At 39.6% G+C, this 15,465-nt stretch carries 18 protein-coding genes; 17 read left to right on the top strand and 1 reads right to left on the bottom strand.

Features of this window, described 5'->3' with window-relative positions:
* Nucleotides 1-198 precede the first annotated feature (198 nt).
* From bhn_RS09455 to bhn_RS09375, 17 genes are all read left to right on the top strand, one after another.
* A complete protein-coding gene (locus bhn_RS09455; protein ID WP_071176469.1) occupies nt 199-612 on the top strand; it encodes a GNAT family N-acetyltransferase in 414 nt (137 codons plus the stop codon).
* Nucleotides 609-1,052: a GNAT family N-acetyltransferase gene (locus bhn_RS09450; protein WP_071176468.1), complete on the top strand. Its 444-nt coding sequence runs from the start codon at nt 609-611 to the stop codon at nt 1,050-1,052. The genes bhn_RS09455 and bhn_RS09450 overlap by 4 nt, the downstream gene beginning before the upstream one ends.
* 75 nt (nt 1,053-1,127) lie before the next feature.
* Nucleotides 1,128-1,664 carry a GNAT family N-acetyltransferase gene (locus tag bhn_RS09445; protein WP_071176467.1) on the top strand — a complete coding sequence of 179 codons (537 nt, stop codon included), beginning with the start codon at nt 1,128-1,130 and terminating at the stop codon, nt 1,662-1,664.
* On the top strand, nt 1,651-3,237 hold the full coding sequence (locus tag bhn_RS09440; RefSeq protein WP_071176466.1) for a GDSL-type esterase/lipase family protein: 1,587 nt from the start codon (nt 1,651-1,653) through the stop codon (nt 3,235-3,237). Before bhn_RS09445 ends, bhn_RS09440 begins: the two co-directional genes overlap by 14 nt.
* 184 nt (nt 3,238-3,421) lie before the next feature.
* Nucleotides 3,422-3,874: a tRNA (N6-threonylcarbamoyladenosine(37)-N6)-methyltransferase TrmO gene (gene tsaA, locus bhn_RS09435; protein WP_071176465.1), complete on the top strand. Its 453-nt coding sequence runs from the start codon at nt 3,422-3,424 to the stop codon at nt 3,872-3,874.
* Nucleotides 3,875-3,929: 55 nt separating this feature from the next.
* Entirely contained in the window at nt 3,930-4,445 is a 516-nt protein-coding gene (locus bhn_RS09430; RefSeq protein ID WP_071176464.1) for a P-loop NTPase family protein, read from the top strand.
* A gap of 149 nt (nt 4,446-4,594) precedes the next feature.
* A complete protein-coding gene (locus tag bhn_RS09425) occupies nt 4,595-5,314 on the top strand; it encodes an SAM-dependent methyltransferase (protein WP_071176463.1) in 720 nt (239 codons plus the stop codon).
* A gap of 120 nt (nt 5,315-5,434) precedes the next feature.
* Complete coding sequence (locus tag bhn_RS09420; RefSeq protein ID WP_071176462.1) at nt 5,435-5,896, top strand: NUDIX domain-containing protein; 462 nt, start codon at nt 5,435-5,437, stop codon at nt 5,894-5,896.
* Nucleotides 5,889-6,368, top strand: a complete 480-nt coding sequence (locus bhn_RS09415) for an AAA family ATPase (protein ID WP_071176461.1) — start codon at nt 5,889-5,891, stop codon at nt 6,366-6,368. Before bhn_RS09420 ends, bhn_RS09415 begins: the two co-directional genes overlap by 8 nt.
* A 49-nt stretch (nt 6,369-6,417) precedes the next feature.
* Complete coding sequence (locus bhn_RS15780) at nt 6,418-6,585, top strand: hypothetical protein (RefSeq protein WP_162493382.1); 168 nt, start codon at nt 6,418-6,420, stop codon at nt 6,583-6,585.
* Nucleotides 6,586-6,607: 22 nt separating this feature from the next.
* Nucleotides 6,608-7,165 carry a GNAT family N-acetyltransferase gene (locus tag bhn_RS09410; RefSeq protein WP_071176460.1) on the top strand — a complete coding sequence of 186 codons (558 nt, stop codon included), beginning with the start codon at nt 6,608-6,610 and terminating at the stop codon, nt 7,163-7,165.
* A gap of 63 nt (nt 7,166-7,228) precedes the next feature.
* Nucleotides 7,229-7,957 carry a glycoside hydrolase family 25 protein gene (locus tag bhn_RS09405; protein WP_071176459.1) on the top strand — a complete coding sequence of 243 codons (729 nt, stop codon included), beginning with the start codon at nt 7,229-7,231 and terminating at the stop codon, nt 7,955-7,957.
* 411 nt (nt 7,958-8,368) lie between these two features.
* Nucleotides 8,369-10,219, top strand: coding sequence for an EAL domain-containing protein (locus tag bhn_RS09395; RefSeq protein ID WP_161487316.1), 1,851 nt, complete (start codon nt 8,369-8,371; stop codon nt 10,217-10,219).
* Nucleotides 10,220-10,310: 91 nt separating this feature from the next.
* Entirely contained in the window at nt 10,311-11,147 is an 837-nt protein-coding gene (locus tag bhn_RS09390) for a patatin-like phospholipase family protein (protein WP_071176456.1), read from the top strand.
* Entirely contained in the window at nt 11,147-13,210 is a 2,064-nt protein-coding gene (locus bhn_RS09385) for an oxidoreductase (RefSeq protein ID WP_071176455.1), read from the top strand. The genes bhn_RS09390 and bhn_RS09385 overlap by 1 nt, the downstream gene beginning before the upstream one ends.
* A gap of 17 nt (nt 13,211-13,227) precedes the next feature.
* Nucleotides 13,228-14,013 (top strand): FIST N-terminal domain-containing protein, encoded by a 786-nt coding sequence (locus bhn_RS09380; protein ID WP_071176454.1) that lies wholly within the window; start codon nt 13,228-13,230, stop codon nt 14,011-14,013.
* A gap of 8 nt (nt 14,014-14,021) precedes the next feature.
* Nucleotides 14,022-15,062 carry a hypothetical protein gene (locus bhn_RS09375; protein WP_071176453.1) on the top strand — a complete coding sequence of 347 codons (1,041 nt, stop codon included), beginning with the start codon at nt 14,022-14,024 and terminating at the stop codon, nt 15,060-15,062.
* 76 nt (nt 15,063-15,138) lie between these two features.
* On the opposite strand, the gene trxA is transcribed toward bhn_RS09375, so the two are convergent.
* Nucleotides 15,139-15,456 carry a thioredoxin gene (gene trxA / locus bhn_RS09370; protein WP_071176452.1) on the bottom strand — a complete coding sequence of 106 codons (318 nt, stop codon included), beginning with the start codon at nt 15,454-15,456 and terminating at the stop codon, nt 15,139-15,141.
* Between the last annotated feature and the right edge of the window lie 9 nt (nt 15,457-15,465).

The raw sequence follows: 15,465 nt of genomic DNA, 5'->3' as shown, positions 1-15,465 counted from the left end.
CTTTTCGCAGATGAAAAATCTGTGGGATAAGGTTGTAGAAATCCATGTACTGGATAATAAATAGAGTTAAAAAGCAGTGGAATAGCCATTGTGGCTATGATATCATGAAGGCATGATGCTTACTTAAGGTAAGTACCAGCCTTTTTAATTGTGACAAAATAAATACAAAATATTAAATGATCAGTTGGGAGAATTGGAATGCTAACATATTGTAATAATCTATCGGTAAAGGATTACTGTGATCTTCGGACATCTGTTGGCTGGCCGTTCATCAGCGATGATCAGGCGCAGTCTGGATTGGACAACTCAGATTTTATTATTTCCTGTGTGGATGAAGGGAAAACTGTTGGCTGCGCAAGGATATTTTGGGATAAGGGTTATATAGCTTACCTTGCGGATGTAATTGTAAATCCGGAATATCAGGGGCAGGGTATCGGCAAGAAAATGGTGCAGGAATGTATCAAGTATATTGATAACCAGCTCAAGGAAGGCTGGCGTATAAAGATAGTTATTGTGGCATCAAAGGGAAAAGAGGCGTTTTACGAGAAGCTTGGCTTCAAGGCCCGCCCAAATGACAATGATGGCCCAGGAATGGATATGTGGAGAGAATGACAGAGCGAATCATTGATGAAGAATTAAAACTGATTCCATATTACAGGAATGACGAGGCTTCACTTCCTTGGTATCAGGATTTGGATGTATGTAAGCAGGTAGATAACAGAGATGAACCATATGATTTAGATCTTTTACATGCTATGTATGATTATCTAAGCTCTCATGGGGATTGCTACTACATAGAATATAAGGGGACATTGGTAGGGGATGTTTCGTTAAGAGACAATGCAGAAGTCGCTATTGTAGTGTGCAAAGAATACCAAAATCAGCACATTGGAAGACGATGCGTTGAAGATATGCTTAAACTTGCTAAAGAAAAGGGTATGGATACTGTTAAGGCAAATATCTATTCCTTTAATGGGCAGAGTAGGCGAATGTTTGAGGCTGTTGGATTCAAAAAGATAGATGAAGAATGGTACGAATACCAAAGCAGATAATTGGAGTATGTTAGCAAGTTAATCGCACAACTTCCAATTTTACGTACGAAGGAGTGTCTGAGGAGGTTAAGATAGATGCACTATAGATTAGCTACAATGGATGATTTGACAGAAATATGTAATATGATAGAAGCTGCAAAACAGCTTATGTCAGAACAGGGTATAGAACAGTGGGACGATATATATCCCGTTTGTGAGGATTTTGAAGAAGATATAAATAAGAAAACCATGTTTGTGGTTATGGATGATGCTCAGCTTGCTGCTATATACGTCATCAGCGAAGAATGCGATGATGAGTATCTTAAGTGTGAGTGGGAAAATAAAAAGCCCTGTATCATTCACAGATTCTGTGTTTCTCCTTTCTTTCAGAATAAAGGGATAGGAGCTACTGTACTAAATCATATTGAAAAGCAGCTTATCGAATCTGGATATGATTCGGTAAGACTTGATGTGTTTACTAAGAATCCGTATGCACTAAGGCTTTATGATAAAAATGGATATGTTAAACGCGGATATGCGGATTGGCGCAAGGGTAGATTTCTTTTGATGGAAAAGAAATTAGATAGGATCGCAGATTCTGTTTTTCTCACAGAAGCAAATGAACAGATTTAAGGGTCCATTACCGAAGATTACATTGAAGGAAAAAAGAATCCACATGTGGAATGATATATTTAAGAAACTTAGGAAAATAAAGAGAAATACAGCGAGAAAACTTGATAATATAATGCAGCACATTGGTACAAAGGAGCTGATTGCCATCTCATTGGGGATAGTGGTGATTGCCTTTGCTGTCATCTTGGTTATGGCGCACATAAGTGGTGTTAAGAAAAATTCTTTGAGTGAGAACGATGGAGAAAACCAGATTGCAAACGAGGGAGCATCTGGTGACGGAAACATGCCTGTAGTCGAGATTGCAAGCAAAGAAACCAAGACTGAATCTACTCCGGATACAACTGTACTTGTTAAAAAAGAAGGTGCTAAGGAGGGATATCTTAACAGATGCGTATTCCTGGGCGATTCTAGAACCGTAGCCATGGTTAACTACGGCTTTTTTAACGATGATTCTGCACTTGCGCAGATTGGAATATCACATCCAGCATTTGCATCCAATAAATTCATGAACAATGCTGGAAAAGAATATACTATGAAATCTTACCTGGAGTCTCATCAGGCTCAAGTTATATATATTCTTCTTGGTGTAAATGGAATCAATGATTCCAGCGAGGATCATTACAAGAATACATTTATTTCTCTTATAGACAGAGTGGCCGAGCTGGCGCCTAACTCCAATATTGTACTTGTGTCTATAGGTCCCGTAGATGATAACGGAAGGTACAAAGACTATGTGCAGAACGCATTGATAGACAAATACAATGATTTTCTTTTGGAGATAGCAAAGGAGAAACACATTTTTTATCTTGATATCTCTGAAGTCCTCAAAGGATCTGATGGACAGGTAAAATCTGAGTATAACGGTGGAGACGGACTTCATTATTCTGGAAAAGGATGCGAAGCCATATTCAATTACATAGTAGAGCACCCAGTGCCTGGAATATCTGATGATGGTGAATATGTAGTTAAGTATGTTAAGCCTGATCCAAACAAGGTCAAGGTTACAACTGGTGATGAATCAGGAATTAACGAAGGTAACTTTGGTGACCTTATGGACATAATGGGAATCACAGAAGATCAGAATGCTTCAGATGCTTCTTCTCAGAGTAGTACTGTGACAGAAGACGAGGAAGCAAAGAAGAAAGCGGAAGAAGAGAAGAAGAAACAGGAAGAGGAAGAAGAGGAAGCGGCAAAAAAGAAAGCTGAAGAAGAGGAAGCGGCAAAGAAGAAAGCTGAAGAAGAGGATGCGGCAAAGAAGAAAGCTGAAGAAGAGGAAGCGGCAAAAAAGAAAGCCGAAGAAGAAAAAGCAGCAAAGGAGAAAGCCGAAGAAGAGGAAGCAGCAAGGAAGAAAGCCGAAGAAGAGGAAGCAGCAAGGAAGAAAGCTGAAGAAGAGGAAGCGGCAAGGAAGAAAGCTGAAGAGGAAGAAAGAAAAAAGCAAGAAGAGTCCTTAAATAGTGGTTCCACCGAAAATAATGAAGGAAACGGCGATAATGGTTCAGGGGACGGAAATGAAGCGCCCACCAGCCAGTCTGAAGGATCCAGCGGTCAGACTCCAGAAGATAATGGGGATTAAGATGCGCATCATGCATCACCAATGATGAAGCAGCTTGCCGAACTTCGCAATAAGTATGATCTTCATATGACAGTGGAACGGTTTGTGAGTGATGAATATGAATCTGATGAGAAGTATTTAAGGAAATAAGAAAATAATAACTTCCAGGATAATGAAATAAGCAAATCGGGGGGAGGATACAACTATGAAAATCGAAATGGAACCAATTGGTTATGTTAGAAATAAAGTAAAGGACAGAAAAGATGTTTCTTGGGGAGAAGATACTTCTTCTATAATATTGGATGAAGAGTATATCTCCGGTTTGAAAGGACTTGAAGATTTTTCTCATGTGAATATCATTTATCATCTTGATAAAGCGAAGTATGAAAAGGACAAGCACCTTCAAAGAAGGCCTCAGAATCGAGATGACATGCCATTAGTTGGGATTTTTTCACAGCGTGGAAAAGATAGACCTAATCGTATCGGAATAACCTCTGTAAAAATAGTTTCCGTTTCTGAAGACAGAATTGTTGTTGAAGGTCTTGATGCTGTAGATGGCACCCCAGTTTTAGATATAAAACCATATTATCCAGTATATGATAAGAAAGAAGCATCCGTTCCAGAATGGGTTGATCGTTTGATGGAACATTATTTTTGATAAACAACTTCAAATTTGTAGAGCGATTAAATTCCAGTTTTTTGGGGGAGTAATAATGAAACTAGATATCATAGGATCTGTTGCTAGTGGGAAGACTACACTTGCAAGAGACTTATCAGAAATATATAACATTCCGTTTTATCAGAAAGACAATATTGTTTGGGAGCGCACTCCAGAAGGAGATAAAAAGCGCAGTGACAAAGATCGTGACGAACTATTCCAAGAAATAATAAATGGTGATAACTGGATTGTAGAAGGATCACCAAGAAAGCTGTTGCGTGAGAGCTTTGGAAAATGTGATTACATCATACTGTTTGATGTACCACTCTGTAAAAGATTGGTAAGAATAATAAAGCGTTGGTTAAGGCAGAGAGCAGGAAAAGAAGAATACAATTCAAAACCTACGTTCAAGTTCCTTTGGTACAACATAAAGTGGGTGTTTGAATATGATAGAGACAGGAAAGAAATCATTGGGTATCTGTCTGAACATGGTTCGAAGTATAAAAGATTTACAACTTCTGGGGATGCAAAAGATTTTATTCGCATGGAGTATGAAAAGAGGGAATTGTGAAGACATATTTGATGTTGATCTAACAGCACTTGATCCTGTCATCTATTCAGGTCGGTATCATAGTTTTGGCAAGATGCTCGGGAAGATTGGAGATTTTGAACAATAAGTTTTTAATATTTCAGTAAAACTCGCTATGGAGGGTGAAGTGTATGGGGAGTATAGAAAAGTATAAGAAATACTTTACAAAGGAATACTTGATGGGGCCGAATTCTTTTAGGCTACTTGATGAATTGATCAGAAGATGCCCTGAAGATGTGAAATTTGATCGCACTTTGGATTTGGGATGCGGATTTGCATTAACATCGCTATTTATTGCCAATGAAACAGATGCTAAGCACGTTTATGCGTTTGATCTTTGGGTTTCTGCAACTGAAAACTATAAAAGAATAACGGCCAATGGGCAGGTGGATAAGATTATACCGATTCATGGTGATGCAATGGATATGCCTTTTGCCGAAGACTATTTTGATAGCATTGTCAGCGTGGACTCTTACCATTATTTTGGATGTAAGGAATGCGTATTTGCAGAGAAGATTCTGCCATTTGTCAAGGAGAACGGTTATGTGATGATTGCCATCCCTGGATTGAAAGAGAGACCGCAGGGTGAGCTAAAGCAGCTATTTGAAACATGGGCTGAAGGTGACGATTCCGAGCTCTTTAAAACCGCTACATGGTGGGAGAGCCTGTTAATAAAAGAATGCGGTGATCGCTGCAGGATCGATGTCAAAGAAGCAGAGTGTTATGACATAGCATGGCAGGAATGGTTTGAATCGGGGCATGAATACGGTGTAAGAGATAAGGAGTTTTTGGATAGAGGTTTGTACGACATTCTGAATTTTTTGCTTATTTATGTCAGGAAAGGGAAATGATAAATCCCGTTTGTCGGGATAATGTGATAGTGAGTTATATCGGAAGTTAATCGCACAAATTCAAATTTGTAGAGCGATTAACTTCCAGGATAATCGGCGAAGTATATAGGGGATTGCATTATGGCTGACTTTACATGGTTTAAGGATTCTGTTCCTGACCAGTTACCGGTAAAACAGGTTTATGGAATAGCATTTTCAGCAGATAACCAGGTTGTCTTGAGGATTGAGGACGGAAAATACAAATTGACCGGTGGAAAGCCTGAAAATGCTGAAACTTTTGAAGAGACATTGAAACGGGAATATATTGAAGAATTAAATATTGAACTGGAAGATATCCATTATCTTGGGTATTTATTGGTGGAGGATAATTCGGATAAGTATGCTCAGGTAAGAATGATAGCGAAGATAAAAGATATTTATGAGAGTCATATTGATCCGGCTACAGGAAAAGTGTATGGGAAAGAGCTGGTGCCGGCGACAAAGGTTAAAGAGTATCTGAACTATTCCGATTTGGCGGGAAATGAAATGATAGAAGATGCGATTAAACTCGCAATCGAATTTTATGGAGGAACAAATGTCTAAGGTTTTTATTATGTGTGGCAAGCTGTGCAGCGGAAAAAGTACGTATGCCAAAAGAATTAGAAAAGCACAAAATGCAGTGGTTTTATCAATAGATGAAGTAATGTTGTCAGTGTTTGGACAGGATGCCGGAGAAAAACATGACTACTATGTTGAAAGAATAAAAGAATATCAATATGCAAAATCTGTTGAGATTGCAGAAACCGGAATTAACGTAGTTTTGGATTGGGGATTCTGGACCAAGAAAGAGCGTGATTATGCGAAAGAGTTTTACTCCTCAAGAAATATCGATTACGAGTTTTATTATTTGAATGTTGATCCTGATGAGTGGAACAGAAGAATTCAAAAAAGAAATCAGGATGTTTTAAATCACGAATCTGATACATATTACGTTGATGAAGGACTTGCTGAAAAATTTGAATCCATCTTTGAAGTTCCAACGAAGGACGAAATAGATGTCTGGGTCAATTCCTAAAACTACAATTTGTTGGGATAAGGCGATAGTAAGATATATCGGAAGTTAAATGATGGAAAAGAGTATCGAAAAAAAACTTTATACCTATGAGGAAATACTGAAAATCATTGATAAATACGGACTACCTCAGGACTGGAACCCGGATGGAAAATATGGACCAGAACGATATGTGGAAGTTCATGTTTGGAGTGACATACAGACGGTAAAAAGAAGTTAAATAAAGCTTAGAGGAGAAGACTATGACATTAGAACCAATTACTATAACGGATAAGCTTGGAAGAACTGTTGAATTAAGGTCAGCAAGGCTTGAAGATGCAGAAGACTTGATTCAGTATCTTAAGGTTACTTGTGGTGAAACTCCATATCTTATAAGGGAACCTGATGAAGTTACTATTACGTTGGAAGATGAAAAGAACTTTCTTAAGAGTAAGATTGAATCTGACCGTGAACTTATGCTACTTGCATTTGTCGATGGCAAACATGTGGGCAATTGCTCACTTATGAGCATTGCTTCATACAGAAGATATCAGCATAGATGCGACGTTGCTATTGCACTGTATCAGGATTATTGCGGCTGTGGAATTGGTAAGGCTATGCTGGAAACAGTACTTGATGTAGCAACTAAGCTTGGATATGAGCAGGCTGAATTGGAAGTAGTGGCTGGAAATGAAGCCGCAATTTCTCTTTATGAGAAGCTTGGCTTCAAAAAATACGGTACTTTCCCTGACAACATGAAATATGCGGACGGAACATACCGTGATGCATACTGGATGATGAAAAAGCTGGAGAACAAATGATGAAAGTTCTTTTTAGAAGATATGTCGCATCCTAAAATGTGCTAGATAAGAGGAGAGGGTGTCATGAAAAAGAAATTACTGATTTCAGCTGCGGCGCTTGTAATAATTGTAGCGCTGATGGGCTTAACAGCTGGTTTATTTTATTTTGGAGTGCTTCACATAAATAATCCTTCCAAGAGAAAGTATCCTATCAGAGGCGTTGATGTTGCTCATTATCAGGGAGTGGTTGACTGGGAAGTATTGTCAAAAGAGGATATTTCTTTTGCATATATAAAGGCAACAGAAGGCTCTAGTTCCGTAGATGAGCAGTTTGAAAAGAACTGGAACGAAGCGCAAAATACAGATCTTAGGATTGGAGCTTATCATTTTTTTAGCCTTGATTCATCTGGTGTGACTCAAGCTGAGAATTTCTGCAAAACAGTGACACCTGTTCCAGGCATGCTTCCACCAGTAGTAGATGTGGAGCCTTATGGTGGCTACAGAGAGCCAGATATGCTTGATAAGGACAAGATGCTGACGGAACTTGGAGCTTTCCTGGATGAAGTAGAGACTTGTTATTCTATGAAGCCGGTTATCTATACTACTAAGGAGTGGCTTCCTGTGATACAGGAAAGGCTTGCAGACTACGATGTCTGGATCAGAAATGTTTACGGCAAGCCGGATCCATCAATTAACTGGACTTTTTGGCAGTATTCCAACAGGCATGTGTTATCAGGCTACTCTGGAACTGAAAGATACATTGATATGAATGTCTTTTATGGGGATGAAGAGACATTTTCAGCCTACAATTGAATTTTGCTAGTTGTTGAAGCTTAATAAGCATAAAAATAGAAAAAATCCAGAAAAAAGGTATAAATATGCAGATTAAAGCTCGCCCAAAACAAACCAACGCCCATCAGAAATAGCAAGCGTAAAAACCCCAAAAATAGCGCAGTAACACGGCGCGTGGCGATATGAATAAGCTTGTTCAAGCTTAAAATATGGGTTTTCAGGTGATTCTAAACTGCATAATCTCATGTATATATAATACTTTAATAGTTTATTTATACTTTCATATCCCTAAATATAGTAATATTGAATTATAAAATTAAAAGGAAAACTACACTAAATAACGTAATCAGTATCACTGTAACTTAAGCTCTTAACATGTTTTCCAGAGGACTATATATGTGGGATTTAAGTTATGCCTTGCCAAGTTTATTATTGCTTTTAATTTATCTTGGGTATTACTATGTCCTGCCACATATCCCAACTAAGAGAAACCTGACCTTCGTATCTCTCTTGGTTATCGAGTGTGGTAGCGTTATCATGGACATAGTATCCAGTTGGGTAGACATGAATCATGTGGTTTACCCTCTGGTTATTGAGTATTTTACCAATAGCCTTTATTTTATACTGTTCTTTTTGCGAACTTACGCATTCTATAGCTTTACTGCAAACGTACTTAGAACTGATAGTAGCAGGAAGCTGATCATGCATTTGCTTGTAAGGATCCCCGCTGTTTTTGGAATATTTGTGACTATACTTAGTCCGTGGATCAAAAAAATCTATTACATGGACGCAAATGGATATCATAGTGGACCATGGTATAACTATATTTATGTGGCAACGGCTATCTATCTTATTGGAACTTATGCAATATTTTTTATTTGCAAGAACAGACTTGTCAGAAGAAGGGAAGTAGCAGGAATCTTCTGGTATAACACTATATTGATGATAGGATTTATCTTACGATATATATTCCCGACTCTTTTACTTGAAGATACGTTCTGCCTCATAGCTATAGTCATAATCTATCTGTCCTTTGAAAATCCAGACTTTTACCTGGAAGGCCGGACATCTTTCTTTAACAGCAAAGCACTTAAGGAATATTTGGTAGAAATAAGTGAATACAAGGAATATAACATGTTTGCAGTTGTTATAAAAAACTACAAAGATGTTCGCGAGATCTATGGCGCCCAGCAGATGGCTTTGGGTATCCAGATGATAGGCAATTTCCTTCAAAAAAAATATTCTAATTCACTGGTCTTTTACTACAGAAGTGGAAGATTCATAGTACTTGGACATGATAAATTCAATCATGATCGAATGAGAAGGGAAATATCTGAAAGGTTCGAAAAACCTTGGAAGAACAATGGGGCAGAGCTCTATCTTGATGCAGGCTATATCTATATGGACCCAAAGGAAAGCTCCAGATCTGCGGATGTAGTAATGAACATGCTTACTAATGCTCTTGGTAAGGCTGAGAGCACAGTTGATGATCTTATAATCCTTGGTGAGCAGGAGTTTAGAGATAATGCAAAAGAGACTGAGGCAAAGAGATCGCTTGAATACGCCATTGATCACAATCTTGTTGAAGTTTACCTGCAGCCTATCATCGATAGCCTGACAAAGAAAATCATTGGTGCAGAAGCCCTTGCAAGGATAAAAGATCCTTCAGGAAAGATCATTTCTCCTACAATCTTCATTCCACTTGCTGAGAAAAGCGGACACGTCGTTGAACTTGGAGAACAGGTCTTTGAAAAAGTATGTAAGTTTATAAATGAAAATGACATAAAGAAGATGGGACTTAAATGGATCAACGTAAATCTGTCACCTATACAGTTTATGAGACCTGATATCGGTGATAAGCTCTTAGCCATTATGAAAAAATATAACGTTAACCCTGAAAAGATCCATTTTGAGATCACTGAAGATATCATGGTTGAGGAGTCACTGCTCACAAAGCAGATAGAACTTTTGCAAAATAGTGGACTTTACTTTGTGCTTGATGACTATGGAAAGGGCTATTCTAATCTGTCACGCGTAAAGAAGTGCCCATTTATCAATATTAAGCTTGATATGAGCCTTGTGTGGGAATATATGAGAGAGCCTGATGTTATGCTTCCTAATGTGGTCAATACATTCAAAAGCATGGGATTTAGCATAACGGCAGAGGGAATAGAAGATGAAAAGATGGATGAAGCGATGAGCAAGGTTGGATGCGATTATCTTCAGGGGTTCTATTTTTCCAAACCTATCACAATGGACGAATTTGTGGCTAAATATTCCTAAATTAGTAGTATAATATAAGTAGTCTATTAAGGAGCAGTCTCTTAGGGACTGCTCCTATTTTTACGTAAGAATCAAGGCATTAGGAGATATTATGAAAACGGGTATTGTAATGGAAGGCGGCGCAATGAGGGGAATGTTCACTTGCGGCGTTCTGGATGTGCTCATGGAAGAGGGGATAACCTTTGACGGAGCAGTTGGGGTATCAGCAGGAGCAACCTTTGGTTGCAATCTTAAATCCGGTCAGATAGGCAGAGCACTTAGATATAACAAGAAGTACTGCACTGACAAGAGATATCACAGCATTTCCTCACTTATAGCAACAGGAGACATATATAACGTAGATTTTTGCTACGAGAAGCTTCCTTATGAGCTGGATAAGTGGGATCTGGAGGCCTTCCAGAATAATCCAATGGAGTTTTACTGCGTTGCTACTGATGCAGTGACAGGCAAACCTGTTTATTACAAATGTGAAAATGGCGATAGAAAGGACATCAAGTGGATTCAGGCATCAGCCTCTATGCCGCTTGTTTCAAGACCTGTAGAGATAGACGGCGGCGTGTATCTTGATGGTGGCATTTCAGATTCAATTCCTCTTAAATTCATGGAGGAAAAAGGCTATGACAAGATTCTGGTTATCGAGACTCAGCCCAGGGACTACGTGAAGGGCAAGCAAAAATACATGCCCCTTGTAAGGCTCATGCTCAGAAAATATCCAGGTATGATCAAGGCTATGGAAGACAGGTATCTTATGTACAATGAGGAAAAGAGATACATAAGAGAAAAGGAAGAAAAAGGCGAGATAGAGGTAATAAGACCTTTAGAGCCTCTTAATATCAGTGCAATAGAAAAGGACCCAAAGGAACTGGAAAGAGTTTATCAGCTGGGCAGAGCTGAAGGTAAAAAATATATTGGTAGGAGAAATGCATAATGGAAAAGAGATTAGATCCATTATTTACTAAATGGAATATTGGAAATGTTGAGATCAAGAACCGCTTTGTCATGACATCCATGGGAGGAACAGATCTTTTTGGATGGATGGAAAAGAATCATTTTGACAAGGCTGGAGCAGATTTTATTCTGGAGGTTGCAAGGAATAACGCAGGGCTTGTACTTCCAGGATGCCAGCCGGTTTACAATCCAATGTTTGGTCAGTGGCTTTACAAGAATCAGAAGATGTATCAAGACCTTGCAAAGTGGATGCCTGAGTTCCACAAGACAGGAGCTAAGCTCTTTGTTCAGCTTACAGCCGGCTTTGGCAGGTCTTTTACCGTAAGCTCAATGATGGAGACATTATACAATAACAAGGCTCTTAGAGTATTGTCCAAGCCATTTATGGACCTTGACAAGATTACAGCTACTGCAAGCCCATCACCTAACAGATGGTCAGACAAGCTCCCTTCAAGGGCTCTCACAGTAGAAGAGATAAAAGAGTACGTGGTTGCCTTTGGCAAGACAGCCAAGCTCCTTAAAGATGCAGGAGTTGACGGCGTTGAAGTTCATGCGGTTCATGAAGGATATCTTCTTGACCAGTTTACACTTGATTATGTTAATAAAAGAACTGATGAATACGGCGGAAGCTTTGAGAATAAGTACAGATTTGCTGTGGATATCGTAAAAGAGATAAAGAAAACCTGTGGAAAAGACTTCCCGGTATCACTACGATACAGTGTGATCTCTAAGACTAAGGGATTTAGGCAGGGCGCACTTCCAGGAGAAGACTATGTAGAGGCTGGAAGAGACTTTGAAGAGTCCAAGAAGGCAGCTAAGTACCTTCAGGATGCAGGCTATGACATGCTCAACTGCGATAATGGTACTTATGATGCCTGGTACTGGGCACATCCACCAATCTACATGCCAGAAAACTGTAACCTTGAGGATGTTGAGAACCTCAAGAACTTCGTGGATATTCCAGTAGTTTGCGCAGGTAGACTTGATCCAAGAGTGGCAGCAGATGAGATAGCAAAGGGCAAGCTTGACGGTGCCGGATTTGCCAGACAGTTCCTTGCAGATCCAGAGTGGATCACCAAGCTTATGGAAGGCAGAGAAGATGACATCAGACCTTGTATCCTATGTCACAACGGATGCTTTAACATGTGCCATTATAAAGGTGTTCCAAATGATCAGAAGCTTAGTGATAGCCTTCACCTTGCCAGATGTGCTGTCAATGCAGAAACAATGCAAAAAGACAAGCATTTCATCAAAAAGACTAGGCACCCTAAGAAAGTCATCATCATTGGTGGTGGTATAGGCGGAATGGAGGCTGCAAGAGTCCTTAAATTACGAGGACATGAGCCGGTTATCTATGAAAAGAGTTCTGAACTTGGCGGAGCATTTATAGCTGCTTCAGCTGAGTCTTATAAAGGTAAGCTCAGAGATCTTCTTTCCTGGTATAAGAAAAAGATGGAGGAGCTTGGTGTTGAGATCCACTATAATACTGAGATCACAGACGTCAGGTCTTTTGGTAAGAGCGACATAATCATGGCTACAGGAGCCAAAGCAAGGATCCTTAGAAGCATTCCAGGCTATGAGCACATGATAGAAGCCTGCGATTTCCTTAGAGGTAAGGAAGTCGGCGAAACAGTAGCTGTAATAGGCGGAGGCCTGACAGGCTGCGAAATAGCTTATGAGTTGGCACTTCAGGGCAAGAAGCCGATCATCGTAGAGATGAAGGATGACCTTGTATCCCAGCCTGGCGTTTGCCTTGCAAACAGCTCATATCTTAGAGAGTGGTTTGAGCTTCATAAGGTACCGGTCTACCTTGAGACAAGCCTTAAGGAAGTAAGGATAGACGGCATCCTTTGCACTACCAAGGATGGCAAAGAAATAGAGATAAGCTGCGATTCAGTTATCAGTTCTGCTGGTTATATTTCAAATCCTATTATCAAAGATAGCGAGAGAACAAGTAATATCGACCTTGTAGGCGACTGCAGAAGCGTTGGAAACTTAAGGACAGTTATTTGGAGAGCATATGAAGTTGCCATGAGAATCTGACAGATGGAGAGTGCTTTATGAATATCTTTTACGGGAAAAGTTCAACAGGTAGTCTGGCTGAGGCTTTAAATGGCCTTACAGCACCAAAGCTTATTATCCTTCTTAGCTGTGAGGAGAAATTTGAAGTAAATGTTGAGACATTAGAAAGACTCTATCCTGGAATACCCAGTATAGGATGTACTTTGATGTCCTACGGATCTGAGATTGTGGAAAATGGCGCGTCTGTAATTGCTTTTACAGGCGGTGTTTCCATAGCTACAGGCGTTTTGGAAAAGACGAAGACAGCTCCTGCAAGATTCATAAAAAGACTTATAGATGATGTGGAAGCTCTTTCTCCTGGTAATGATGACACTGCTCTTGTTAACTTCTGTACCGGTGGAGATAAAAAGATGCTAAACACTATCTCCTATGAGGTAGAAAGTAAGGGTATTCATTCAATAGGCGCAGGAACAAACAAAAGCCTAGTTTCAGCTAATGGCGTTATCTATGAAGAAGCAACAGTTTATGCTGTTATCAAGAACCTATCAGGCAAGATAAAGTCCTACAGCGAGAGCAGTGACGTGGCTGAAACAGAGCAGGTTTCACAGATTATGGAAAAGATACATCTCGAATTTCCTTCTTTTCCTTCGGTTCTTGCCATTAACAACTTCTCAAGGTATCAGACCTTTAAAGAAAATGGAGAGCTGGACTCATATCTTAAAAAACTTGAAATGCTCGGGGACTTGTGTGGCATTGTTGGCTACGGAGTACATTTTAAGGACAAGTATTTAAAGGGCGCTATGTCATGCATTGTTTTTGAGTGAGGTGGGCTATGTTTGATGTGTTTGGCAAAAAAAAGTTAAGCGATCAGGAAGATTTTGATGAAGCAGCTATAAACGAGAGAAGAGCAAGGGCAGAAAAAGACGAAGCCATCATCTACATTTCTGATTCCTTAAAAAAATATACAGATGACCTTAAGGGACAGCAAAAAAGCGTTAATGAGGCTCTAAAGAATCTTGAAGGAGCTCTTTTGGCTGGACCCGCCAAGGAAAAGATAGTGGAAAGTGTTGATGTAGGTGATGCTGGAAGCCTTTTGGAAAAGTTCGATGTGGAACCTTTTAAGCTCTCTAAAGTAAAAGAAGAGCTTACTGAAGGTGTGAAAAAGGCAGCTGAAAGCCTTGAAACTGTTGATACATCGATTCCAGCGGCACCTGAAAAGTCATCACTTTCAGATATCAAGGCAGAGCTTGAAAATATCAGAAAAACCCAGAATAGCATAATGGAGGAAGTTCTTTCACTAAAGAACATAGCATCAAGAGGAGATGTGCTGGCACTTACAGCAACCATTGAATCCTCCAAGATAGGAGACGCAGCTATTCCAATTGCCTATGTGGCAGGAGACCTTAGAGGCATCGTATCAGATATAAGAGCAGTATATGACAAGGTCTGTGAGCTGTCTGAGGGGACAAAAGCCATTGACGAGAGGATTGATAAGCTGATCGATGACAAAGCTGTAGAAATAAATGATAAAGCTCAAAACTTCTCAAAAGAGGTCGAGGTAAAGCTTGGAGAGATAGATGCAGCGGTAAAAACAAGCAGGGATAAGGTTGATAGCTTAGCTGGAGCAGGAGCTGTTCTTGATGATGTGTCCCAGAGTATCAGGGATAAAGCAAGGAAAAACAGTGAAAACGTAGATGCCAAGCTAAAGGGCTTAGGCGAAGTCTTTGTAAATATGGAAAAAGCAGATGAAGATTTTCAGGAACTGCAGGATAAGATGAAGACTGCGATCAGTAACGTAAGTACTGATGAGAGTATCTATGAAAAGATAGGAGATCTGTTAGAGCAGATAAGACCTATTGTTCAGGAAGACTAAAGCAAAGAGCTGACGTGCATAAAATGCGCGCCAGCTCTTTTTATATGTTTATAAAGGGGAGATAGGAAAAGGCAAATTATAAAACTGCGTCAAGCTTCTTGGCAAGAGCGTCTGCAGGCATTGCACCAGTTGCACTGTCTACAACTTCGCCATTTTTAAAGATAAGGAAGCTTGGAATTGACATGATGCCGTATTTTGCAGCGAGAGCATTTTCTTCATCAGAGTTTATCTTTCCGACTTTGATCTTGCCGTCGTAAACCTCTGCCATCTTTTCAACTACAGGCATCATCATCTTACATGGTCCGCACCAGTCTGCGTAGAAATCAACTAAAACTGGAATGTCACTGCCGAGTACTTCTTCATTGAAATTAGCTTCTGTAAATTTATATTCCATAGCGATAAT

Origin of the sequence: Butyrivibrio hungatei, assembly GCF_001858005.1 — a bacterium.
GTDB lineage: Bacteria > Bacillota > Clostridia > Lachnospirales > Lachnospiraceae > Butyrivibrio > Butyrivibrio hungatei.
Note: the sequence above shows the minus strand (reverse complement) of the source record. Positions and strands in the feature narration are given on the sequence as shown.

Bases quoted from the DNA above. Each gene is read 5' to 3' on its own strand.
- bhn_RS09455 (WP_071176469.1), top strand. From the start codon at position 199: ATGCTAACATATTGTAATAATCTATCGGTAAAGGATTACTGTGATCTT.
- bhn_RS09450 (WP_071176468.1), top strand. From the start codon at position 609: ATGACAGAGCGAATCATTGATGAAGAATTAAAACTGATTCCATATTAC.
- bhn_RS09445 (WP_071176467.1), top strand. From the start codon at position 1,128: ATGCACTATAGATTAGCTACAATGGATGATTTGACAGAAATATGTAAT.
- bhn_RS09440 (WP_071176466.1), top strand. From the start codon at position 1,651: ATGAACAGATTTAAGGGTCCATTACCGAAGATTACATTGAAGGAAAAA.
- tsaA (WP_071176465.1), top strand. From the start codon at position 3,422: ATGAAAATCGAAATGGAACCAATTGGTTATGTTAGAAATAAAGTAAAG.
- bhn_RS09430 (WP_071176464.1), top strand. From the start codon at position 3,930: ATGAAACTAGATATCATAGGATCTGTTGCTAGTGGGAAGACTACACTT.
- bhn_RS09425 (WP_071176463.1), top strand. From the start codon at position 4,595: ATGGGGAGTATAGAAAAGTATAAGAAATACTTTACAAAGGAATACTTG.
- bhn_RS09420 (WP_071176462.1), top strand. From the start codon at position 5,435: ATGGCTGACTTTACATGGTTTAAGGATTCTGTTCCTGACCAGTTACCG.
- bhn_RS09415 (WP_071176461.1), top strand. From the start codon at position 5,889: ATGTCTAAGGTTTTTATTATGTGTGGCAAGCTGTGCAGCGGAAAAAGT.
- bhn_RS15780 (WP_162493382.1), top strand. From the start codon at position 6,418: ATGATGGAAAAGAGTATCGAAAAAAAACTTTATACCTATGAGGAAATA.
- bhn_RS09410 (WP_071176460.1), top strand. From the start codon at position 6,608: ATGACATTAGAACCAATTACTATAACGGATAAGCTTGGAAGAACTGTT.
- bhn_RS09405 (WP_071176459.1), top strand. From the start codon at position 7,229: ATGAAAAAGAAATTACTGATTTCAGCTGCGGCGCTTGTAATAATTGTA.
- bhn_RS09390 (WP_071176456.1), top strand. From the start codon at position 10,311: ATGAAAACGGGTATTGTAATGGAAGGCGGCGCAATGAGGGGAATGTTC.
- bhn_RS09385 (WP_071176455.1), top strand. From the start codon at position 11,147: ATGGAAAAGAGATTAGATCCATTATTTACTAAATGGAATATTGGAAAT.
- bhn_RS09380 (WP_071176454.1), top strand. From the start codon at position 13,228: ATGAATATCTTTTACGGGAAAAGTTCAACAGGTAGTCTGGCTGAGGCT.
- bhn_RS09375 (WP_071176453.1), top strand. From the start codon at position 14,022: ATGTTTGATGTGTTTGGCAAAAAAAAGTTAAGCGATCAGGAAGATTTT.
- trxA (WP_071176452.1), bottom strand. From the start codon at position 15,456: ATGGAATATAAATTTACAGAAGCTAATTTCAATGAAGAAGTACTCGGC.